The sequence below is a fragment of the Yersinia similis genome (genome assembly GCF_001053095.1).
GTDB lineage: Bacteria > Pseudomonadota > Gammaproteobacteria > Enterobacterales > Enterobacteriaceae > Yersinia > Yersinia similis.
Window position 1 is genome coordinate 1 of record NZ_CGBP01000010.1, and the last position, 24,300, is coordinate 24,300.

Consider the following 24,300-nt stretch of genomic DNA (forward strand, 5'->3'; position numbering starts at 1 on the left):
CAGCGCGCCATCGGTTTGTACCGCACTGGCTCGCAGGGTGATGTCTTGCGCTGCCTGCAAATTGATATCGCCCGTGGCATTCAACTGGCTGCCAAGCAGGGTTTCATCATAGAGGTTCACCGAGCTGGTATGCCGCTTGCTCGACGATTCGCCGGTAACGTGCAGACTGTCGGTGGCCGCGCTGAGGCTGATGTTCTGCGCCTGCACCTCAAGGGTAGCGGCATTAATGCTGGCCCCCACCGCCGTCAGATTGTCGACGTTGGCAGTCAGCGCGCCGCCGACATTCACCTCGCTGCCCAGATGGCGAATATGCTCACTGGTCGCACTGCCACGACCATCATGGGTGCTTATCTGGTCGCGTGTTTGTACCGTCTCCAGTTGCCAGTCGCCGCCGGTCGTGACCTGCAGATCCTGACCCACATTGAGGCTTGCACCTTGCATGATAAAATCACGCCCGGTATTGATAGTCGCATTATTGCTGACATTGATGCTGGCCAGCGGCCCCAGGATGGTTTGATCCCGCGAGACTGCGCCATTGTCGCTACTGAGCTGCGCACTGTCGGTGCGCAATATCACATCGCGGCCGCTGTCCAGTTGCAGGTTGGTGGCATTGATCCGCGCGCTGGTCAGGTCGATATCGCTGTTCAGTGTGCTGAGCTGCATATCGCCGCCCGCCTGAAGCAAGCCACCACGGTTATTCAGCGTGATATCTTGCGCCATGCTGATTTTCAGGTCATTCGTGGCGGTTATCGCCCCCGCATTGGTGAACCCCTGGACCTCGGTCAGGCTGATATTCTCTGCCGCGATCAATGCCCCGTTGGCCTGCAGATCGCCCGGTTTAACCCCCGCCAGATAGACCACGGGGACTAATACGGTTTGCCCGGCGACTTCTCGGGTTTCCATCAGCACGATATTGTGGGTCAGTGCCGCCATCTGCTCCGCACTGAGGTGGGTGCCGAGGGCAATATTGAACGCCTTGCTGTACTCAAGGCCCGCGGCAAACAGTGCCTCGAACTGCTCTTGTGCACTGCGGTAATCACTGGCCACCGCCTGACCGGTCAACGCCAGCACCTGATCCCGCACCAGCCGCTGTTCATAGGCGTTATCCCCCAGACGTTTGAATATCACATCCGGGTCATTGTTCAACTGCTGGAGCACGTAATCTGACCCGCGCCAGGTATTCAGGTTGGCAAACGCCGGGTGGGTTTCGATCAGATAACCGCCGCCGCCAACGGTGTGGTCGGTCGTGAACTGATACAGCCCGCCATTCGGCGGTGTCAGCGAGATCCCGTTAAATTCGACAGACAGATCTTTGCCGCTATTATCGCGATCGGCAGGCGGCGCGATGGCACCGGGGTTGGCCCCATTGTTAATGGTCGTGCCACTGCCGCTGAGTGTTTTTGCGGTAAAACTTGAGGCATATTCACTGGTGGCGCGCTCACTGACTTCAGGTCCCCACGCCCATGCCCACAAACCGCCTTTGTAGGTTCGGTAGCGCCAGACACCGCTGGAGGTGGTCTGCTCCATCAGGCGTTGCTGGTCACCCCAGCCATCCTGTTGCAGGGTGACGCCGGTGAGATCAATCTCCCCCTGTGCACTCACTTTGCTCCAGAAATTCTCCAGCGTGCCCACCTGCGGTGTCAGGTTTCCCCCCGCCAGCAGTTGCGCTTCCGGGCTGATCTGATCGATGCCGTTATAGGCGATAACCGACGTATACTCTGTGCCGATATAATCGCTGTTATCGGCACCGCCATCCGGCGGTTCAGCATAGCGCCCGCCTGGAATATCGGGGTTTTCTGCCGTCCAGACAGCCGTGCCTGTCACCGTATCGGCTACGATAAAGTCGGTGTTGGCGGTCAAAATATGGCGGCTGTTGGTCAGCGTCGTGGCGTAAATCAACATGTCTTTGCCGGATTCGATCAGGCCGGAAAGGTTGAGCACCTGAGCCGCAGAGGCGTAATGGCCATCACTCGCTTGCCCGCCGGCCAGAATAACCGTGCCCATGCCTAAAATCGTGGTGGTCGGCGCGGTATCAGTGTGGGTGACGGTATCGCTGTTTTCAATCACCGGGGCCAGCAAGGCTAGGGTGCCGTTTTCATCGGTAGCACCGATCAGGGCGTCAGGGCCGGAGTTGGTAATACGCTCCCGTGCGTTAAGTGTGGCTTCGGCGCTAATAATACTGCCCGTGTTGAACAGGGTGTTGGAGTCGGTATCAAGCCCACCGAGGGTCAATATCTCGCCATGGTTAATCAATGCGCCGGTGGCGCTGAGCGCTGCTTGCGTCGCGAGCAGGTTGCCGCTATTCAGTAAGCTGTCCGAGTGGGTACTGAGTGTGCCCCCCGCCATCAGGTGCCCGTCATTGGTGACCGCGCCCTGGGACGTCAAGGTTAAATCACGACCAGCCTGAAGGGTCGAGCCCGCCTGGTGGCTGAAATCACGCTGTAAGCTGATGGTCAGATCCTGGCTGGCCGTCACCTGGCCGCCCTGGTTATCAAACTGGCCCAGATCCAACGCGAGCGTGTTGGCCGCCAGCGTGCCACCTTGATTATTGAGGGTTTGAGCGGTGTTGATGCTCAGTGTGTCAAGGGCGAGTACAGTGGCGCGCTGGGTGCTGATATCGCCACGGTTGGCGGTGAGCGTCATCTCACGGGCTTGCGTGTAACTGTCGGTCAGATCAACCCGGCTGCCGGTTAACGCCATGGCACCGGCGGCCAGGGTCTGCCCGTGTGCGAGCAGGTCCTGACGGGTGGTCACCCTCAGGTCACCGATCTCTGTCAGGCGGCCATCACTTTGTACTCCTGCCCCCAGCAGGCTGTTGCCGTTGCTGTTCAGGCTTTCCGCCTGTAGCGAGAGGGTGCCACTTGCGAGGAGGGTGCCGCCCCGGTTATCGACATCGCCCGGCAGATTCAGATTAAAATCGGTCGTCCCGGTGTGGGCTATCAGGCCCCCAACATTGGAGAGTGCCTGCGCGTCGAGCGTGATCTGTTCGGCGATCAGGCTGGCGTTATCGGTACGCAATAACGCGGTGGTTACAGCCGACAGGCGCTCACTGGCTAATAGTTCAGCGCCGGTGAGATCGATCTCACCCCCTTGTGCAATGAGCGTGATATCACGACTTTGCGTCTGGCTGCCACTCAGATCAAGACGGTGTGCGGTGAAACGCTGCGCCGTGCCGCTGATATTTTTTCCCTGGGCGGTGATCTTCCCGCTGGCTTCAACGCTCAGTGTGCCACTGACAATGGCGCTGTTGTCGGACTTCACACCCGCCCCCAGAACAGAATTGCGGGTGCTGTTCACCTCCGCCGCTCGGACAGAGGTGTCCCCCCCCGCCGCGAGGGTGCCACTGTTGCTGAGTGTACCCGCCGTGGTGAGTTGGGTATTGCCCTGTGCATAGAGCACACCGCTGTTCTCTATATCCGCGGCGGTATTGACCACCAACTGTTGGCTGCTGTTGATCTGGCCGCTGTTCATCAGCATGCCATCGGCCGTTATCGTAATATCGCCCGCTGACGCCCCTATCTCGCCCGCATTGTGCACACCGACACCGCTTTCAGTGCCAATCAGGCGAATTTTACCGGCGTACATGCCCCCCAAATGGGCGACATCCACCGCCACGGTTGGCCGCGGGCTGCCATCGGCGGCTTTGGCGTTAATGTTTTGATGGGCGGCATCCACCTGATTGCGCCCGGTGGTGACACTCAGTTCGTTGGCCCAGATCCCGGCATTCACTTTGACGGAGCGGGCGATCAGGTCGGTATGATCCTGACGGCTGCTGTCCATGCCGGTGCCCTGAATAACAATGTCCCCCCGCTCCACATCGTAACCGGTGAGCTGGCCGTTATTAAGCTGCGCCTGACCGGTCGTCAGGGTCACACGGTTGGCGTTGATAAAACCGCAGCCCTCGCAGGTAATGCCCGCCGAGTTAGCGATAACTACCTGTGCCTTGCGCCCCGCCACCTCGATATACCCGTTGAGTTTACTGGGGTCGCGGCTGTTGACTTCGTTGAGAATAATGCTGGCCTCACCCCGCGCCAGCCACGGATTGCCGTCGATAAAACCACCGAGCTCGGTCTGGTTGACACCGTGGCCGTTATTGAGGATCACGCCGCGGCCATCAACATCAAACTGGCTGTAAACGTTACGTGAAACCCCGCCGCTGCTGGGAGCCTGGATATTGACCTGTGGCGTGCCGTTGGCGCTGTTGATAATGGTGGGTTGCTGGTTGCCCGGCGCACTGGCATCGGCGACAATCGCCGCCTGAACGGAGAGCGAGACACAGCCCAGCGCCAGTAACAGGCTGAAGCTTAGCGTGGACAAGGCACTGATACGGCGGTGTTGCGTGTGCCCCAATCCTGATGAAGGCGAAGAGGACGCCCGACCAGAAGCAGCAATATCTGCGACGACGATCATCATCCCCCGCACTTTGTTAAAAATAATACGGTACAGGTTCTTATTCATGGTCGGTCTCAAAAGGTTATCCCCTTCGTCCTTGAAGCCACAGGGGGTTAGCTGCACGCACTCACTCGAATCACTTACTTGAGTAAGCTCATCGGGATGAGTTTGCTGGCTGCCTACCTGCAACTCCAATGACGTTGGGTGCAATAAAGGAGTATTAGTATTGCCAGTTCAGGTTAAAGCCCACAGTCACGGCATCGGATTGGAAGCCATCGGGTTCAGACAGGGGTTTGCCGGCAAACAGGTCATAGCGGGTATTGAGTACGTTGCCGCGAATACCGACAGCGGCACCCGCCAGATGGTTACCCAGCAGATAAGCGCTTCCGCGGCCACCCACTTCGCCATAATCAAGGCCGACATAGATCTCTTGCCCCTGTATCGGTGTGTACCAACCCAGATCATTACGCACCGTCCAGCCACGATCAGCACTGAGGGTCCGCTCACCATTAAAGCCGCGCACTGACCAACGGCCACCGATGCTGAATTGATCCTGTGGGGTCAACGGGGTGCTGCTGCTCTGACGCTGGTATTGCACGTTGTAATGGAAATTTTGCGCCATCACCGAGAAGGGAATATCCAGTTGTGCATTCAATTGCAGAATCTTGCTTAACGCCGTGCCTTCATCAAAATATTCTTCTTGAGCCGGAACCGCCCCAAACCAACGGGTACCGCGCTGATAACTCACCCCGGCATCCAGCGTGGCCTGCGAAATAAAGTGGCGATGTTGCAGCCCTATACGCCAGGCAGATGTGCGGCGGCGTTGAACCTCAACTTCGGTATCATTGATGTAGTTTTTCGACGAACGGGTCAGGACATCGTAGGTGAGTGTGGTTTTTTGGCTGGCATTGCGGTGCAACAGGCGGCTGAGTTGCAGTGACACATTTTCACTTTCGCCCCGATAGTTGTAATCGCTATTCAGGCCTGCCACTGTCTGGTGATAATCATAACTGCTGGCGGTTATGCCGGCTGTCCAGTAACCGAACGGCAACGAGTAGTGGCCAGTCAGGTTATTGGTGCCTTTATCGCCGCGATTTTTTATTGAGCCCCCCGCAGAGACATAAAACTGGTCACTCAAAGAGAATGGGTTATCCAGAAACAGCGTCGCACCGCCCTGATAACGGCCAGTACTGCGAGTCCCTGAGTCATCCAGTGAAGCGGCCAAACGCCACATTTTGCTCTGCTTCCAGCTTAGGGCGATATCGGTCTCTCCGGGTGCGCTGCCGGGGATCAATTCCATGCTGGCTTGCACTGTGGGGATACGTTGAAGATTCTCCAGCCCTTGCTCAATATCACGCAGATCCAATAAGTGACCGGGGCGTGCGGGAAAGGCACTGAACAGCGTGACATGGCGGTCACTCTCTGGTGTCAGCGCCACGCGGTGTATTTTGCCGGGCACCACTTGTAACGCCAGTGTGCCGCTGTTCAAATCCTGCTGCGGAGCAAGCACCCGGGTCGTCACATAACCATGACCCACTAAACGGTTTTGTAATTGGCTCATCAGTTGGTTAATCCCCTGCCCGCCCAAACACTGACCTAGAGCCTGATTAGCAATACGCTGTAACGGCAACCAACGGGGTAACGGTTCAGTGCCGCTGAGTGTGACGCGGTCAATAACAAAGCAGGGCTTTTCCACAGGGAAAATAAGGCGATCCGAAGAGGCCGAAGGTGCAGATAAGCGCACATCTGGCGTCGGCGGAGCCAGACGTTCTTCCAGCGCCCGCTGCCGCTCTTGCTGATGGAGAGTTTGCTGTTGAATAGGCGTTAATTCCGCACTCTGTCCGGCGCGAGAAATAACCAACAGTGGAAATAATATAGCCGTGTGTAATATAAAATAACAATAACGCAAAGAGAATGCCTCGCCTCTGAATTAGAGGCATGTATATATAGAAATAATTTTCTGCATTATGCTGCCAATAGCGTTTTTTTCAATCAAAATATGAGGTTTAGCAATAATTAAAGAAGAATACGACTTTATTGTATGAAATATCCTACACAAGAGAGATTGATGAAAACAGAATATTTATTCACTCTGAGCAAATGTTAATTTACGTCTAAAATTTATATCGAAAATATAATAAATAAAATATTCTACCTTTCGGCTTACAATTAAAAAGAGAATAGCAATATCCTTATTTTTATAATTTAAAACACGATGACAGGCGAAAATCACACAGTAAAAAACACCTACCCAACAAATAAAAAAAACAAATAAAACCAATAATTTAACAAAAATAAACGATAAATCCCGCATTGAAAATTTATTTTTTCAGAGGGCTAAATAAGTCTAAAAACAATGCGTCTATTTTGTCATAAAAAAGAGAGCAATACGTTAAAAATCCTTTTTAATTTGCAAGCTAAACAATAACAAAAACCGGATAAACCATTAAATTGGCAATTATAAACTTAGCGTATTAATGAGCATCGATATTCAATTTCACATGTAACAAGAAAGCCGACTCGATGATAAAACAGAAAATCAATTATTAGCCACCCTCCTCTTATAAATCTAGCACTAACCGCGCCCCTTTTGCCCTTGAGCAACAAATCAAAATAGATTTCTGACTCTTTTTTTCTTCATCAGTAAGATACCGATCACGGTGATCAGCTTCACCTTCCAGAATCGCTGTTTCACATGTTCCACAAATACCCTCTCGACATAAACATTCTACCTGTGCCGCATGACTGTTTTCGATGGCCTGTAGGATGGTCATATCACAGCCAACATTCAGTTCCACGCCAGAGCGAGCCAGTACGAGCGTAAACTCACCGCCACGTTGGTTCTCAGCCGTAAACTGTTCAAAATGGAGATACGTTTGCGGTATACCGCGTTGTGTTGCCGCCGTTTTAACGGCGTTATTCAATGATACCGAGCCACAGGTATAAATATGTGTCTCAGGTTCACAATCCATCAGTAACCGCACCACATCCAACCGGCTGCCCTGAGAGGAGATATGGCAAGAAAGATGTTTAGCAAATGCTGAATTTTCGAGTTCAGATTGAAAGGCATTGTCATCACAACGGCGAAAACAATAGTGCAGATGGTAATGATCCTGACGACGTTCAAGTTCATAGAGTTGGGAGATAAACGGTGTAATGCCAATGCCACCGGCAATCAGAAGATGACGTTGCGCCTCGGGTACCAGTGGAAATAAGTTATTGGGCCCAGACACCCTGAGCTTATCGCCAACCTTCACATGGTGATGCATAAAATCCGCCCCCCCACGAGAATGCTCACTCAGGCGCACCGCTATTTGGTAGCGGTGCGTTTCAAAAGGAGAATTCATCAATGAATAGGCATTACTGAGGTTTTTTTCACCCAGCGGTATCTGTACCAGAATATGGCTTCCGCCCTCAAAAACCGGCAAGGGCCTATCATTGCCCGCGGTGAGGGTAAAACGTTTTACATCAGATGTGATGACTTCAATCTTGCTGACCACAACGTCAAACATCTGATGAGACGCCATAGAAAACCCCGGTATTTTAAGCGTGTCTGCGCGAGCTATTTAGCATGCGCTATCAGAGAAGACCCACAGCGGCTCACTGCGGGCCATAACAGGCTACTCCTGAAAGACCTTCGCCACCAGATTATGGAAGTGAGCAATACCATGCTCACTGATCCCACTGCCTTTATCATCAGCCATGATGCGCCCTTGACCGCGATAGCCGCGTGATTTCAGCCCTTTCTGAACGCTTTCAACCAAACGTAAATCTTCTGGGCGAAAGACATTGCGATACCATTCGATAAGTTCCTTCTGGTCTTCCGTCAGCTCTTCATTCGTAAAATAAATATCATAGTTTTGCAGCGTTGTTTCTGCATCTACCGGGAATTCATAAATCACGGTCATCATGCCTTTCAATGGCGGCACATTGAACATGGAGCATGGCCATAGCCAAAAGCCGTGGAAAGAGGACTCTTCACCCTCTTCAAATTTAAAGGACTTCTCTGAGGGTTTCGCATAGCCAAATTGCAATGACCAATTACCGTGCATGGTGTGCCAGTAGCGATCAATCTGTACTGAATCGGCGAATCCTGGGTGAGCAGGCTCGCAGTGATAACACTCCATATAGTTATCGACAATATTCTTCCAGTTAGCGGGGGTGCGAGTGGTGAAGCGAGCGGCCAATTTCAACTCATGCACATCGGGGCACGCTTCGAAAACTTTATCCTGTAAGCCCGGCAATTGTTGTTCCACGCTTTCGGCATCTGGGTTCATATTGATGAAAATAAAACCGGCGTACTCCTCTAAGCGCACCGGGAAAAGCGTCGCCCGATCTTTATCAAAATTAGTAACATTCTCGCAGTTACGGGCATGTGCCAGTTCACCGTCGAGCTTGAAGGTCCAGGCATGATAGGGGCAAGTAATGACGTTCTTTGCTTTACCTTCCCCACTGAGCAATTGGTGCCCACGATGCGGACAGACATTATAAAAAGCCCGCAATACGCTATCACGCCCACGCACGATAACAATGTTCTCACCAATAATCTCACGAGTGATGTAATCATTAGGCTGCGCCACTTCACTGCCGTGCGCCATACAAATCCAGCTATTGGTAAATACCCTCTCTTTCTCATGCTCGAAGGCAGCCTGTTGGGTATAGAAATAAGCAGGAATAGTGTAGGCCTCACGCGGGTTTGCACAAAAGTCTTTTGGCAAAACAAAGTCAGGATGTTGATTACTCATAATGTCACCTCTGGCTATCTTGGTGTTATAGGTAAAATTTTTAGTCATACATTTAGGGAATACCGACACTGCATACAACGACATAGAAACGTAAAAACAGAGCCTGCTATTTATGCTTACTGGCGGGTGGCGCCGCAGTTTCCACGACTAAAGTTTCCACGACTAACATTGACGCAGTAGCAGGCGGTAAAGATTCAGCCGGCAACATGGCTTGCGGGACACTTTGCTCAATAAGGTGAGCGGGAACATGGGCATAATCCTGCTTAATCCAGCGGACAAAGCCATAAACCTCGATCAAGAGAATCAATAAAAAAGGCAGCGCAGTGAGTACAACCGTCGTTTTCATGGTATCCAACGAGGCACCAGCAAACAGAATTGAGAGAGGGATCAGCGTAATCACCACACACCAAAATAGGCGCAGCATACGATTAGGGTCTTCGCCTTCACGCAGATTACGGGTGCTGGTTGCCGCCATACAGTACGCCACCGCATCCATATGTGAAGCCAGGAAAATAATCATGATGAACAGATAGGCAGCAAGGAATAATTTGCCCATGGGTAGCGCACTGAGTAGCATTTGTACCGCGGTTTCCCCGCCCTGAGTATTTAGGATGAGCGGAACATCTAACGCACCACTAATAAACTGTTGTATCGCGTAGCTTTCCAGTATCCCAAAGAAGAACCAGCAGCCCAGCGAACTTCCCAGCAGCAAAGCCCATATAACCTCTTTGAGTTTGCGACCACGTGAAACCCGCGTCACAAACATCGCAACACCGGGGGTATATGAAATCCACCATAACCAATAAAAAACCGTCCAACTGCGGGTGAAACGACCATCCCCCATGGGATCAGTGAACAGGCTCATTTGCAGGAAATTTTGTGTGGTTAATCCGATGGAGTTAATCGTGTTATTGATAATAAATTCGCTTGGCCCCACCAAGAGCACCAGCACGGCAAAGCCAAAAGCGCCCCATCCGACCATTTTGCTCAGACGCTGCATACCATGATCAATACCAATATACGAACTCAGGGAAAAGATAACTGCCGCTACCAACATCACGCCAGCCTGCACTGCAAAATTATTAGGCACGCCGATGAGCGCAGTCAGTCCACGGGTAAATGTGGCGGCGGTGATCACTAAAGAGATAGTCAACGCCCCAATTGTCGCAATTAAAAAGATCAAATCGACCAGACGCCCCCAAAAACCCTGGGGGTTGACTCCTGTAATGGCCGAGATAATCCCTGATAAACTTAGCCCTTTGTTTTTTCTGACATGAAAGTGATAAGCCATAATCAGAGAAGCCAGCGCATAAGTAGCCCACGCACTGATTCCCCAATGGAAAAAGGAATAACTGACGCTGTACTCAAGTGCTTTCGGCGTTTTCGGCGCAATATTCAGACCCGGTGTCTGATAGTAATAAGCCCATTCCATCACCCCCCAATACAAGGTTGATGAACCAAGTCCTGCGCAGATAAACATAAACAGCCATGGGATAGTACGATATTCAGGCTTGCCCTCACCCAGACGAATATTGCCGTATTTGCTCACCGCGATATAAAGTACCAATATCAATCCAAGCAGCACTAATATTTGGATCGTCGATCCCAGTAGCCGGGTAACACCATTAAAAATGGCATCTGCAATTTGGCTACTTTGCTGCGGAAATAAACTGAATGCCAAAGCAATCAGGATGATGCAAAGCAAACTGGTGACAATCAGCGGTATATCTTTTCTCGGGTTGTTCAACATGAGAATCTCCTGCTTATGGAGAGGCCGCGCTCATTAAAGGGCTGTCACCTCGCTTTTATTTTTGTTATGGCACGGTGTTTTATCATTTGTTTATTTCGTCTACCTGGTTTTATGCGTGTTTAAATTAGTGGTAAAAAACCTCGTTACCCCCCAGGAAGACACCGAAACGCTGTATCTCACAGATCAATTAATTAACAACATAAGTATCTTCTTGTAACATCAATAAAACAATCGTGTGTTTTGTGAACAGATAAAACACGTGGCGTAAATAATTTCTTGTGAAGTTAGTCAGGCAATTTGTCAGGAATAACGCGCAGGTCGGGCTAAAGAATATTATTCTCAAAAAGTTAATAGGCATTCGTCCGATTAAAACGGACGCATACCCAAACCTGCCAACGCAGGAAAGGAAAATAATGAGGTTATTGACAAAGTGCCCGCGACGGAGAGAACAGGCAGATCGTAAAGACGCCGTAAATACATCCATGTAGGCTCGAGCCGCGCCATCCTTGGCGCGGACGCTTTACTCCTCTGCCTATCCTCACCGTTCAAGATCACGTCATCGGGGTTTGTCAGCAGTCTGATAATAAGGGGCCAGGACGATAAAATAGGCGGGAGGATTAGTGAGATAAGACCTGCACAATGGCAGAACCCACTTGTTGGGTGGAAGCATCACCACACATATCAGGTGTTTTAGGGCCTTGCGCAATCACCTGTTCAATGGCGTTTAATATTCCATCATGGGCGGCATGATAGCGCTCATCTCCTTGCCCCAGAAAATCGAGCATCATCGCTCCAGCCCAGATCATCGCAATAGGGTTAGCGATATTTCTTGCATAAATATCTGGGGCCGAGCCATGTACCGGTTCGAACAGTGAAGGAAAGTCACGCTCTGGATTGAGGTTCGCTGAAGGTGCAATGCCAATCGTCCCCGCACACGCCGGGCCAAGGTCAGATAAAATATCACCAAATAAGTTAGACGCCACCACCACATCAAAATGCTCAGGATTCAATACGAAACGGGCGCACAAAATATCAATGTGCTGTTTGTCCGCGCTAATTTGTGGATACTGCGTCGCCATCGCTTCGAAGCGCTCATCCCAGTACGGCATACTGAACGCCAGACCATTAGATTTGGTGGCAGACGTCAGGCGCTTACGTGGGCGCATCTGTGCCAACTCAAAGGCGTATTTTAGAATACGGTCAACGCCACGGCGTGTGAATATCGACGCCTGTAAAACCATTTCCTGCTCGGTACCTTCAAACAAACGCCCGCCAATCGATGAGTATTCACCTTCGGTATTTTCCCGAACCACATAAAAATCAATATCGCCAGGTTTTTTACCCGCTAACGGACAGGGTATGCCAGGGAACAAGCGCACCGGCCGTAAATTGACATATTGCTGAAAATCACGACGAAATTTCAGCAGCGACCCCCACAGTGAAATATGGTCTGGTACGGTCGCAGGCCAGCCAACCGCACCAAAATAAATCGCATCGAAGCATTGTAATTGCCTCTGCCAATCATTCGGCATCATCTGCCCATGGTGTTGATAATATTCACAACTTGCCCATTCAATATTTTCAAATGAAATATCTAAATCCCAGCGCAAAGCGGCGGCCTGGAGCACTTTAATCCCTTCTGGCATCACTTCATGGCCAATACCGTCCCCTGGTATGGCGGCAATTCGGTAGGTTTTCTTCATCGCAAGTCTCATTTATCAGCGGTAAGAATTGACATCTCCTCCATCCTATAATTGACTAATTTACATACAATACAAAAACTGGTGATACATAAAACACATATCATGAATAATCTGCCAATACTCAGTGACCTGCGCGTTTTTCTTCTGGTAGCCAGACGCGCCGGTTTTTCCGCTGCTGCTGAAGAGATGGGGGTTTCTCCCGCCTACGTCAGTAAGCGTGTCGCGATACTGGAAAAAACGCTTAACGTGGCATTACTGCATCGCACGACACGGAGAGTCACGATTAGTGAGGATGGTGAGCGAACTTATGAATGGGCACAGCGTATTTTGCACGATGTCGATCAGATGATGGACGAACTGTCAGCCATTCGTCAGGAGCCTCAGGGCACCTTAAGGGTTATCAGTAGTTTTGGTTTTGGGCGACGCTTTGTGGCCCCCGCACTCTCCGCGTTAGCTCGCGAGTATCCCCGTCTGGAACTGCGGTTTGATGTGGAGGATCGGCTAATCGATCTGGTAACCGAAGGGGTTGATTTAGATATCCGCGTAGGCGATAACATTGGCGACAACCTGATTGCCTGCCAACTCGCACCGAACCGCCGCATTCTGTGCGCATCCCCCGATTTTCTACAGCGCTACGGCACCCCCAAAGCCCTCAGTGAACTCCCCGGATTTGCCTGTTTAGTGATCAAAGAGCGTGACCATCCCTTTGGCATATGGCGTTTACATAATGGCACCGAAGAACAATCGATAAAGGTCACTGGCCCGATGGCCTCTAACCATGGCGAAATCGTTCACCAATGGTGCCTCGACGGTCAAGGTATTGCCTTGCGCTCTTACTGGGATGTTAAAGACAATATTCATACGGGCAAACTGGTGCATATCTTACCGGAGTACTTTCAATCCGCGAATATCTGGGCGGTGTACGTCACCCGACTGGCGATGTCGGCAAAAGTCAGAGTAAGTGTAGAATTTTTACGTCGCTATTTTAATGAGCACTACAGTGCAGAAAATACGGCTGCAAATAGCTGAACGCTGAAGCGCTGATAAACCGCCCTCTTATATTGTTCGCAGCTCACGCCTTAATCGCCCAGAATAAAGTAAAGCCGGAATACTCAGAGAGAAAAAATTAACGTGGAATAAAAACCCAGACGCTTGAGCTGTAAAAATCACCCAGTGATCCGAATAAGCCGGCGGTCATTATTTACGACGGTGTCATTCACTTATATCTGGCATACTTTAAGCTGCTTCCCTACAATAAGCATTCAGTTGACGAATAAAGCAAGGAATAAAGGTGTCGAAAGCTTATTCAAATGCCACGATTGTGGATATTGCCCGTCGAGCTAATGTGACAAACATCACGGTTTCCCGTACATTTAATCAACCTGGATTAGTTAAACAAGAAACTCGTGAAAAAATTCATGCTATTGCAAAAGAGCTTAATTACGTCCCAAATGCCTTTGCTCAGGGTTTAAAACGCAGTAGCAGCCAAATTATTGGTATTGTCACCAGCAGCATGTATAACCCTTTTTACTCTGAATTAATTCAAACGGTCTCCAGAATTGCACGAACACAATGTTATCAGATTATGTTGTTTGATACCGATGGCAGTGAAGAAGCAGAAATGGAGGCTATTCAGGCGCTATTTGGTTATAAAGCCTGTGGAATTCTTTTGTCACCGGTTCGCGATGATAAAAACTACCAACCTGCCTATCTTGATTTAGCCGAAACCTATCGCGTCCCATTGATTCTTATTGATAGAGATATCTATAATCGGCAACTTAGTGGCGTATTTCTTAATAACAAAGAAATCGGCTTTCTGGCGGGGAAATACCTGTCTGAGCAGCCAGAAAGGAAAATGCTGATCATTGGTGGCCCAGCAGATTCAGAAATAACACGGGTGCGTATTGAAGGTATTATCAATGCGTTAGAAGATAAAAGACATGACGTCCACATCATTAATGGCGATTACGATTTCATTTCACAGGAAGCGGCTGTCAGAGATTATCTCTCTTCCCCTCAGAATCAACCTGATTATATTATTGGCTTAAATGGAATTTTGACGCTTGGCGCTATTGCAATTTGTCATGAACTGAATATTTATAACCAGGTTAAATTCTTCTCGATTGATGAGCCGCCTAAAGCAGCAGATTATGGTCTTCATATTACCGGTGTTTACCACGACACCCAAATGCTGGGGGAGATCGCCGCAGAACTCCTTTTTAATGCCATTAAAAAACCCCACAACGATCAGGCAGTAAGACGCGAATTCTTCACCGGCTCTCTGCTCACCCACTAAAGTGGCCTACGAAAATATGGGGCACCCATGTTCAACCCGCCGTAATGGCGGCCATTATCGCGCCGCCATTACCCTCACTGTATCAACTTGATTACCGTATCAAATTCATCACCGCTTATTTACGCCGCACGGAACTGAGATAGATCGCCGCAAGAATAATGCCGCCTTTCACGACATTCTGGATATAAGGCGATACGCTCATCAGGTTGAGGCCATTATTCAACACCCCTAACATCATTGCCCCTACCAACGTACCAATAATTGCCCCTTTACCTCCGGAGATTGCGGCACCGCCCAAAACAACAGCCGCGATAGCGTCCAGTTCAAACCCTTCGCCCGCATTAGGTTGCCCACTCATCAGCCGCGAAGTCAGTACCAGCCCAGCCAACGCGGCAGTCAGGCCACTGATCACATATACCAGCATTTTATAGCGCGACACACGGATACCACTCAAACGTGCCGCTTCTTCGTTGCCACCGATAGCGTAGATATAGCGACCAAATGATAAATGGTTGAGCATGACCCAAGCCAACAGATAGACACCGGCCATGATCAGAATCGGGACTTGAATACCCAGTACCGTGCCTCGGCCAAAGAAAGAAAACATGTCAGGTAAACCAGAAATGGGGTAACCCCCGGTGTACAGCAACGCCAAACCACGGGCGATCCCCATAGAGGCTAGTGTCACGATGATAGGGGGCATCCGCAGATAAGCAATACAGCTCCCATTCGCCAGCCCAAATAAGGCACCGACTAACAGAGCAGCCATCATGGCTAACGGAATAGGAATACCGGCCAGCATCAACCCGGCAGCAATAGACCCTGACAACGCCATCACTGGCCCAACCGAAAGATCAATCCCCCCGGTCAAGATCGCACAAGTCATGCCTACCGCGATAATGGCATTAATCGAAACCTGCCGCGCCACGTTAGTGAGGTTATTCACGGTCAGGAAACTGTCATTTAACCCACTCATTAAGACAAAGAGCACGACAAAACCAATAAATGGCAACATGGCCGGGTGATGTAATGATTTTTCCCAACGTTTATGGCGACGGAGAGTGCTGCCGCTATCTTGCGAGGAAGAAGAGTGTTCAGTTCTGATCATAATGCACTCCCTGTTGCGTGAAGCATGATGTTATTAGATTCAATTTCATCACCCGCCAGTTCGGCAACAATGTGCCCACCACGGAAAACCAGGACGCGATCACAGACGCCAATAATTTCCGGTAACTCGGATGAAATCATGATGATAGATATGCCTTTTTGCGTCAGTTGTTGCATTAATTGATAAATTTCAGACTTGGCCCCCACATCGATACCCCGTGTAGGTTCATCGAAAATAAGAATGTCGCAATCGTTGTTAAGCCAGCGGGCAATCACCACTTTTTGTTGATTACCACCGCTCAAGGTACTCACCGCAGTATCAGAATCCGGTGTCTTCACACCAACCGCGCGAATTAATCGCTGCACGATGTCATGCTCTTTGCCAGCATTGACGAAGATTTTGCCGCGTTTTTCATGCCGATTAAGCGTAATGTTTTGGGAGACAGAAAACGGCAATACCAGTCCTTCGGTTTTCCGGTTTTCCGGTAACAGACCAATGCCATGATCCAATGCCTGCGCCGGATTACGTAGCACGGTGGGCTGACCATTGAGGCTGACACTCTTTTGATAGCAGGAGCGCGCACCGATCAGTGCGGACATCAGTTCAGTACGGCCTGACCCCACCAACCCGGCAAACCCCAATATTTCGCCTTTATACAGATGGAAGCTGTTTTCCATCACGTGTTTTGTGTGCTGAACCGTCGCCTCCAGCACCCGCACCGAGGTATCTACCGGATGCGATTTCACCGGGAAGGTATTCTCGATTTTGCGCCCGACCATCAGCTTAACCAGCTCTTCGACATTAGTCTCGGCAGCCGGCAGTGTCTGAATATAAGCGCCATCACGCAGCACCGTGATCTGGTCACAAATCGTGAAAATTTCGTCCAGATGATGCGAAATAAACACCATACCGACACCGAGCAATTTCAGATCGTGCATGATGCTGAATAAATGTTCGGCTTCACCCGGTGTCAGCGTCGCCGTGGGTTCGTCCAAGACCAGAATGCGCGCATCCAACGACAGAGCTTTGGCTATCTCGACAAACTGCTGTTGTGCCACACTGAGTTGTTCCACGGGGCAATCAAGATCAATATCCACCGTCAGACGCTTAAAAATAGCGCGGGCCTTGCGCCGCATTTCACGGCGATCTAATAACCCCCAACGATTCTTTATTTCTCGATTAAGAAAAATATTATCAATCGTATTCATATAGGGGATCAGGGAGAACTCTTGAAAAATAATCCCAATACCCGCATCAATGGCATCACGATAATTCGCAAAGCGACAGCGTTGACCTTCCAGAAAAATCCCCCCAGAATCTGGCTGATAAATACCACACATTATTTTAACCAGTGTAGATTTGCCTGCCCCATTCTCCCCCAGCAACGCATGAACCTCTCCGCGTTGAATGGTGAGATCAATTCCATCCAGTGCTTTAACACCCGGAAAAGATTTTTTTATCTGCTTTAACTCTAATAAAGGCGTCATGGTAATCGCTTCCGAAGGGTTATCGCTCTGCCTGAGCAGAGCGAGAATTGACACGCTTACCAGCTAAAACCTTGCGCATTACTACTGTCGATTAATTTCACTTCAACCGGAATAGTTGCCGGGACATTAGCTCCCCAATAACGGGCCAACGCGATCCCCAGTGCAATACGTATCTGGTCACGAGGAAATTGTGCGGAAGTTGCAATAAAAGGCGAATTGGGTTTCAGGATCTCTTTAATAGCTTCAGGTTGGCCGTCTACGCTAACCAATTTAACTTTCGCGCCATTGCTTTCGATTGCAGCCAATGCACCCAATGCACCAACATCATTCACACTAAAAATCCCAGCCAGATCAGGGACCGACTGCAACATATTTTCCGTCACCGTCAAGGCGGTATCACGCTTCTGTTTGCCATTTTGTTTGGTGACAATTTTGATATCTGGATATTTTTTTATCGCATCTTCAAAACCCCGTACACGCTCAAGGATTGGCACCACGGGAATACCATCAAGGATCGCGACTTTCCCTTTACCACCCAGTGATTTCGCCAGATACTCACCGGCTAAAAAGCCCGCATCATAGTTTTTTGAACCCACAAAAGAGTCCAGCGGACCTTCCGCTTGTGCATCAACGGCCACCACGACCGCACCCGCTTTATTCGCCGCCATAACCGCTGATTGAACACCAACGGAATCCGTTGGGTTAATAAGCAAAATATCGATTTTCTTTTGCAACATGTCTTCGACGTCATTAATCTGTTTTGAGACATCATGACCCGCATCAGCGATATATACTTTGGCACCAATATCATTTGCCGCCTGTTCTAATGCTTCCTTCATCGAAACAAAATAGTCATTATTTAATTCTTGAAATGAAACACCAATAACAATTTGCTTAGCCATCACACTTTGGCTGGCAAACAACATAACGCCTGCGATGCTAAATGACAGGGCTTTTTTGAAAAATGAAAACATATATTATTCTCCTGTAGGGGAAGTGTATTTTTGGTTATCAGAACAACGGTATGTTTTTACTTCACTTTCATAATTAACTAAAACGGAACTTCACCTTTTATTAAGATAAATAATCCGTCCATATCAAACGTCAGTGGATAATCACTAATAATAATTAAGGTACCAGAATGACTTTAATAGAATTCGTGGAGTCCGCCAGTTCAAAAGCCTGTTCCCAGTCATCTAATGAATAACTGTGGGTGACGATACCTTTTGAGGTAACCAGACCACGTTCGAAGAGGTCGGTGGCAATTTCATAGCTGTAAGGTGCCAGGTGAGCACCGCGAATATCCAGTTCTTTACGGTCGCCAATAATGGACCAATCGACGGTAGTTTCCTGACCAAATACACTGAACTCCACAAAACGCCCCAGCTTGCGGATCATTTGTAAACCTTGGGTCACACCGATGGGCGCACCCGTTGCTTCAATGTAAACGTCGCAGCCATAGCCACCGGTCAAAGATTTCACTATTTTGTCAGCATCTTCTTTCAGTGGGTTAATCACCACATCAGCCCCAAATGCTTTTGCCAGTGCCAAGCGTTCTTCGATAGTATCAATAACAATCAACTTCTTCGGTGTCTTCAGGCGGGCAACCTGTACCATACATAGCCCCAGTGGCCCCGCTCCCGCCAGTACGACCACATCATCCAGTTGAATATCCCCCCTTGCCACAGTATGAATAGCACAAGCCATCGGTTCGATCAGGACCGCATCTTCATGACTCAGGCTCTCTGGGATTTTGTGAACAATGGCATTTTCAGAAAAACGCATATATTCCGCCATGCCACCTTCTGCGACATCTTTTTGGAAGCCATAGATATTGTGCGTTTCACACATCCAGTAGCTGCCAGATTTGCAATAGCGACAGTCCCAGCAAGGGACTATTTGTTCCGCAATCACACGTTCGCCGATTTTATACTTCGTTTCGGTCCCTTCACCCAGCGCAACAATATGACCGTAGAATTCATGTCCCGGTACCACTGGTGGTTTTACCCACGGGGTTTCTCCCCAAAACATTTTTGCCCCATTCTTACATTTACAGTCACCTGCACAAATCCCACAACCTTTCACTTTGATCACCAACTCTTTGGCTTTCGGCACAGGTGTCGGCACGTGTTCTAAACGATAATCCTGCGGGCCGTGACATACGACAGCGCTCATTTTCTCAGGCAACTGACTCATTAACTCCTCCAATAGCAACAGAACTCGGTATATGAATGAAATGTTGACGTTGTCATTTTTGAACAAATTAGAAAAAGTAAATTTTTTACTTCAATACTCTGCAATAACATCACATGCACTATGAGTATTGAAATGACAACGTAAACATTGAGTATCATATAACCAAATTGGCCGAAACTATTTGTTGAACAAAGTCACACGCTGTTAACTTGATGTTAAATAAAGTCATGAATTTAGATCCTGATCGCAACAACCTTCTCTGCTGATTATATTAAATAATTAATAAAAAAAATTAATCCATTGAAAAGTAATGATAAATTATTTTTTAGGAATAGCTGTTAAAAATAACGAAAATGAATAATCAAACAAACTCGGTCAACCAAGGCTGAGAAATATCTTGAAAAAGTAGGGTAAATATCAGAATAAGGTATGGCAACTTTATTATCATCAGCAGTAGACAACCGGAGTATCAGCAGAGGCGCTCAATTAAAAAACAAAAAAACGGCTATTATGGTTAAAACTAAAAAAGACAGACCGTGGCAACTATTGAGTTATTATTCAATATGCACAATCTGTCATTGTATACCCGTCACCCTTCAAGCTGCATGTACGTTAGTTACCTTCCTGCAATTCGATTTTTGGGTATAGATATAATAATAAAATTATTCACAGGGCCATAGCAGAAAATTATTGATAATAGATGAACGTTAAAACCAGAACATATCTAATATCATTAACCCAATCAGATAATTTAGTTTCTGTAATTTACACTTCTTACAGAATTTTTTTATACTTTTCATTTAGTCCGTTATAGACAGAAGACGATACAACCAAATATAGATGCAAGAAGCATTGTAGAAGAACCTGTAATCTTACAACACCCTTCTGCTATTTCTTCACTGCGACAACCTGACTTGGAATTTTCAGTGTTATTATATTTCAGCGTAGGCACTTCATGGCCCTCACTTAATGATTTTATATCTCCATGTACAGGACTTTTATCTTTTGTATCAATAATTTTCTTTAATAATCCTTTATAATTTTTTGGTGCGTTTTCTATTGAATCAGAAACGCACTGGTGTATTTTATACAAATAAATTAGGTCATTTATATAATTATCTCTATCTGATTTATCATACCCAGGCCGGAACTCTAGCATTTCCGCTCCTGTTTTCTTATGAATCATAACCTCATAGATCTTCTCCCTGAGTTCCGCTGAAATTTCAATTAACTGTCTAAATTCATTTTTTAAAGTATTAAGATTTTTTTTGACTGACGTCTTATTAACTTCTTTTTAGTGAATATCTTGTATAATTGATTTTATTTCATCTAACTTACTTTCTTGCTCTGAGGTTAACCTACATTTATTAATATCAGAATCACTCAGAATTTTACAAGAAGTATCTTTTACATCTTCGATATTTGAACATGAATAGGTTGGTGAAAAATCTGCGCTAATACATGCTGGCATATATAAAACCTTATTAATATAAAATAAATAGATTAATTAAAAAAGAAACAATCAACACTGACAAGATGCCCCTTTAAATACAGGTCATTTAAAACAGTAACTGCATGATTACTAAATAAATAACCTGCCAGCACAGTGTCTAGTTAAAGATAAAAACCCAGTTATTTACGATAAGTATCGTATCAAAACCGAATGCGACCAAGATTATAACCAAGATTAGGAACATCACTATTTTCATTCAGCGCTATTAAATCACCATAAATAGAACCCGAATGGTGTAAATAAACAATTTCCGCTATTTCTCTAGCATATTCTTGGGGTACGGATCTTACTTTATCACTAATGCCTTGCTTAATCTGATTATAAGCAATCAATTTTTCTAAATATCGGTCTCTATCGATTGAATTATATCCTTCTCTTAACTGGGCTATTCGACCACCTCTTGGTCCATAATTAGGAACAAGTTCATAAACCTGATTTCGGGTATCAGATAAATCGTTAAACAATGCATTTACATTCTCTTTTAGTTCTTTAATTGACTCGTTCACAGTGATGCGGTCCATTTTCCTGGCACAAATAATCTGCATCCAAACATCTACCTTTTCCAGAAAGGCCTCTGTACTTGCGGTTTTTATGTCTTTATTAAGACTACTGTCTTTTACCAAACCCGTTGATGGTTGTTTTACACTTTCTGCAGCGGGCCGGCTAGCGATAAGCCATGATTGAGGCATTGGTTGAATACGACCTGGCATAGAATAACTCCTTGTGGTGGTTAAGCCCTTATTGGGTGAACAATAAGGACGTTCAATATTGATAAGGAGTATTAATTATTTGGAGGGGATATTCTTTTATATTAAATGATAATTTTTGGTTATACCCCCAAGCGCCATTATTTTCACTTACTTACCTTAGTAACCATTAAAAACCCCCGGCAAATCACGGCTGGGGGATGATAAAAACACGATAAAAAAACCAAGTGGTTATGGCTAGCTATAACCACTTGGTATCGCGAGTAAAGGAGATGGTTAACCAGCGGTGAGGCCCAGACTCACCAATCTGATGGGCGATTTCATCGCGGATAGTATCGAAATGATGAACCCCACGGGTCTCCATTTCTGGCGGGATCACCACGTGGATCTCGATAAATAAACCACGGCCAGCACGGGTGGCATAATGCGAGTAATCAACAAATTTATATTTATCCACCAGTCGTTCCATCAACGTCTCAATCGCCGTATCCAGTGTATCGGGCGTCATCTGTAAAACTTCACGCACTGCCGCAATCACTGTTTTGATTGGGACCGGAATTAATACTAACGTTAACAGCGCCAGTACCATGGGGTCAGCATAAACAATAAGGTGTTCATAGCGAGTGCCTTCCATACCCCATGAGAGTAAAAATGCAACTAACAGCGCCGTACTGATACAAGCGGACATGAACCAACTCTTCGTATCCAATACAATAAGCTCGGATTTCACCCGTTTATTCAAGCGCCGCTGTTTTAAATAAATGGTGAAACAAAAAATACTGACAGCCAATGTGTAGACAATGGCCCAACCGAGCTCCAATTCCCGCCCGCCATCAAAAATACCTTTTATCGCATTCACAAAAGCATAAAGACAAAGGAAAGCTAATAAGCTGCCATTAAAGGCCAGAACCAACGGTTCCACATGCCAAAAACCATATTGAAAACGTCGGCTATGCGGTTGACCAAGTAGCCGAGAGACCAATAGAGATAAACTGCACATCCCCGCATCCAGGGCGGAGAACATACCATCAAAAATAATCGACATTGAGCCACATACAATACCGAAGACGATCCCCATTACTGCAATAATCAAGGTATAAAAAATCGAGCGGCGCAAAATTTGCTGTTCAAACTGAGTATCATGCAGCATAGGAGGAGCTTGCTCACTGAGTGTTGTCATGTGTACAACCTGTTTTTTTGATTTTAATTTAGTTTGATGAGTAAACTCTCATATTAGGAATATTATTACATCAACTCAATTTAATAAGATCATATGCCAAGATTAAAGACGCCACTCAAGCCATCAGAAAATTTTTATTGTGGTAGGTAGAAATAATTTTTTATTGTGATAAAAAGTGTAGATATCGCGGTATGTCAGCGTAACGCTGTAGTGCGGATAAAAATAGCAGGCAAAAAAAATCCGCTCGAAAGCGGACTTTTATCAGACACAGTATTTCACCGTTGAAGGCCAATACTCAATAGCTCAGGCTATCACTTAGAAAGTGTAACCTACGCCAGCAACCCAAGTACCTACGTCAACGTTACGGATACGGCTCTGCTCGTAAGAGACATCCAGAGCAACGTTTTCGGCTGGGTTGAACTGTAAGCCAGCACCGTAGGTGAAGCCATAGTCACTGGTGCTATGTTTATCACCAACGAATGCTGACTCATTTTGGGTGAAACGACCATGACCCACACCGACCAGACCATAAATGCTAGCCCAATCGTTGATACGGTATGCTGGACCACCGGTAATCGCATTATATTGTGCTTTGTTGTAAACCGCTTCGTCACCGAAACCGCTTTTTTCAGTGTGAGTGAAAGAGGTGATGTAACCCAGTTGAGAGTCACTCCACTCATAACGGTATTTCAGGTTAAAACCTGAAGACTTGTTCGCAACACCTTGATAATCGCTCTGGGCATAACCACCAGAAACAGTGCTTTGACCTGCAAAGGCCGCACCTGCGGTCACGGCTAACACACACGCTGCTACCGCTGAAAGACATGCAATTTTTTTCATAACCACCTCGAAAGACGCAAATTATTGAGTGACACAAAAACACCGTGTGACTATAGCAATAAACAGGATGAAACTCTGTTATATATTAATTGTCTAATTAATTATTTCATGTAACAAACAATTTCAAGAATCATCTATCTCACTAATACATCTCAAATTTTGTTATACCTGACTGCGGTATGTGATCTCTATCACCAAAAGCCATTCCAGATAATTCCGAACCATTATGGTCAATTAATCACCCGAAATGAGGTGGAAAAGGTCACCACCCGAGTTTGATTTTTTTCTTTTCTCTCTTTTCTCTCTTTTCTCTCTTTTTTTCTTTTTTCTTTTTTCTTTTTTCTTTTTTTTTGCCGTTTGATGATTTTTCAACACTCAGTTGG

Annotated in this window: 14 protein-coding genes and 3 pseudogenes; 2 read left to right on the forward strand and 15 right to left on the reverse strand. The window is 47.3% G+C overall.

What is annotated here, in order from left to right:
- From cdiA to AC971_RS09310, 7 genes and pseudogenes are all read right to left on the reverse strand, one after another.
- A pseudogene (gene cdiA / locus AC971_RS09285) lies at positions 1–4,458 on the reverse strand (contact-dependent inhibition toxin CdiA); the annotation flags it as partial.
- A 154-nt stretch (positions 4,459–4,612) separates the two neighbouring features.
- Positions 4,613–6,301 (reverse strand): ShlB/FhaC/HecB family hemolysin secretion/activation protein, encoded by a 1,689-nt coding sequence (locus tag AC971_RS09290; RefSeq protein ID WP_002210212.1) that lies wholly within the window; start codon positions 6,299–6,301, stop codon positions 4,613–4,615.
- Positions 6,302–6,953: 652 nt separating this feature from the next.
- On the reverse strand, positions 6,954–7,919 hold the full coding sequence (locus AC971_RS09295) for a PDR/VanB family oxidoreductase (RefSeq protein WP_025384267.1): 966 nt from the start codon (positions 7,917–7,919) through the stop codon (positions 6,954–6,956).
- A gap of 93 nt (positions 7,920–8,012) precedes the next feature.
- On the reverse strand, positions 8,013–9,137 hold the full coding sequence (locus AC971_RS09300) for an aromatic ring-hydroxylating oxygenase subunit alpha (RefSeq protein WP_025384268.1): 1,125 nt from the start codon (positions 9,135–9,137) through the stop codon (positions 8,013–8,015).
- Between the two features lie 106 nt (positions 9,138–9,243).
- Positions 9,244–10,887, reverse strand: coding sequence for a BCCT family transporter (locus tag AC971_RS09305; RefSeq protein WP_025384269.1), 1,644 nt, complete (start codon positions 10,885–10,887; stop codon positions 9,244–9,246).
- Positions 10,888–11,302: 415 nt separating this feature from the next.
- Positions 11,303–11,371, reverse strand: a pseudogene (locus tag AC971_RS24665) (gluconate 5-dehydrogenase); the annotation flags it as partial.
- Between the two features lie 133 nt (positions 11,372–11,504).
- Positions 11,505–12,590, reverse strand: a complete 1,086-nt coding sequence (locus AC971_RS09310) for a tartrate dehydrogenase (RefSeq protein ID WP_025384270.1) — start codon at positions 12,588–12,590, stop codon at positions 11,505–11,507.
- Between the two features lie 102 nt (positions 12,591–12,692).
- Here AC971_RS09310 and AC971_RS09315 point away from each other — a divergent pair, with 102 nt between their 5' ends.
- Together AC971_RS09315 and AC971_RS09320 are read left to right on the forward strand one after the other, a co-directional pair.
- Entirely contained in the window at positions 12,693–13,619 is a 927-nt protein-coding gene (locus AC971_RS09315) for a LysR substrate-binding domain-containing protein (RefSeq protein ID WP_038402295.1), read from the forward strand.
- A 262-nt stretch (positions 13,620–13,881) separates the two neighbouring features.
- A complete protein-coding gene (locus AC971_RS09320) occupies positions 13,882–14,886 on the forward strand; it encodes a LacI family DNA-binding transcriptional regulator (protein ID WP_025384271.1) in 1,005 nt (334 codons plus the stop codon).
- A gap of 115 nt (positions 14,887–15,001) precedes the next feature.
- Here the strand turns inward: AC971_RS09320 and AC971_RS09325 are convergent, their stop codons facing one another.
- The 8 genes and pseudogenes from AC971_RS09325 to ompX all read right to left on the reverse strand — a co-directional run bounded on the left by AC971_RS09325 (position 15,002) and on the right by ompX (position 23,917).
- Positions 15,002–15,994 (reverse strand): ABC transporter permease, encoded by a 993-nt coding sequence (locus AC971_RS09325; protein ID WP_025384272.1) that lies wholly within the window; start codon positions 15,992–15,994, stop codon positions 15,002–15,004.
- On the reverse strand, positions 15,991–17,481 hold the full coding sequence (locus AC971_RS09330) for a sugar ABC transporter ATP-binding protein (protein ID WP_025384273.1): 1,491 nt from the start codon (positions 17,479–17,481) through the stop codon (positions 15,991–15,993). Before AC971_RS09330 ends, AC971_RS09325 begins: the two co-directional genes overlap by 4 nt.
- Positions 17,482–17,537: 56 nt before the next feature.
- On the reverse strand, positions 17,538–18,455 hold the full coding sequence (locus AC971_RS09335) for a substrate-binding domain-containing protein (RefSeq protein ID WP_002210223.1): 918 nt from the start codon (positions 18,453–18,455) through the stop codon (positions 17,538–17,540).
- Positions 18,456–18,609: 154 nt separating this feature from the next.
- Complete coding sequence (locus AC971_RS09340; RefSeq protein WP_025384274.1) at positions 18,610–19,677, reverse strand: MDR/zinc-dependent alcohol dehydrogenase-like family protein; 1,068 nt, start codon at positions 19,675–19,677, stop codon at positions 18,610–18,612.
- Between the two features lie 808 nt (positions 19,678–20,485).
- Positions 20,486–20,956: pseudogene (locus AC971_RS25115) on the reverse strand (NleF caspase inhibitor); the annotation flags it as partial.
- A 374-nt stretch (positions 20,957–21,330) separates the two neighbouring features.
- Entirely contained in the window at positions 21,331–21,900 is a 570-nt protein-coding gene (locus AC971_RS09350) for an NleF caspase inhibitor (protein WP_025384275.1), read from the reverse strand.
- Between the two features lie 238 nt (positions 21,901–22,138).
- Positions 22,139–23,077, reverse strand: coding sequence for a cation diffusion facilitator family transporter (locus tag AC971_RS09355; RefSeq protein WP_025384276.1), 939 nt, complete (start codon positions 23,075–23,077; stop codon positions 22,139–22,141).
- A 315-nt stretch (positions 23,078–23,392) separates the two neighbouring features.
- Positions 23,393–23,917: an outer membrane protein OmpX gene (gene ompX / locus AC971_RS09360; RefSeq protein ID WP_025384277.1), complete on the reverse strand. Its 525-nt coding sequence runs from the start codon at positions 23,915–23,917 to the stop codon at positions 23,393–23,395.
- Positions 23,918–24,300: the final 383 nt, after the last annotated feature.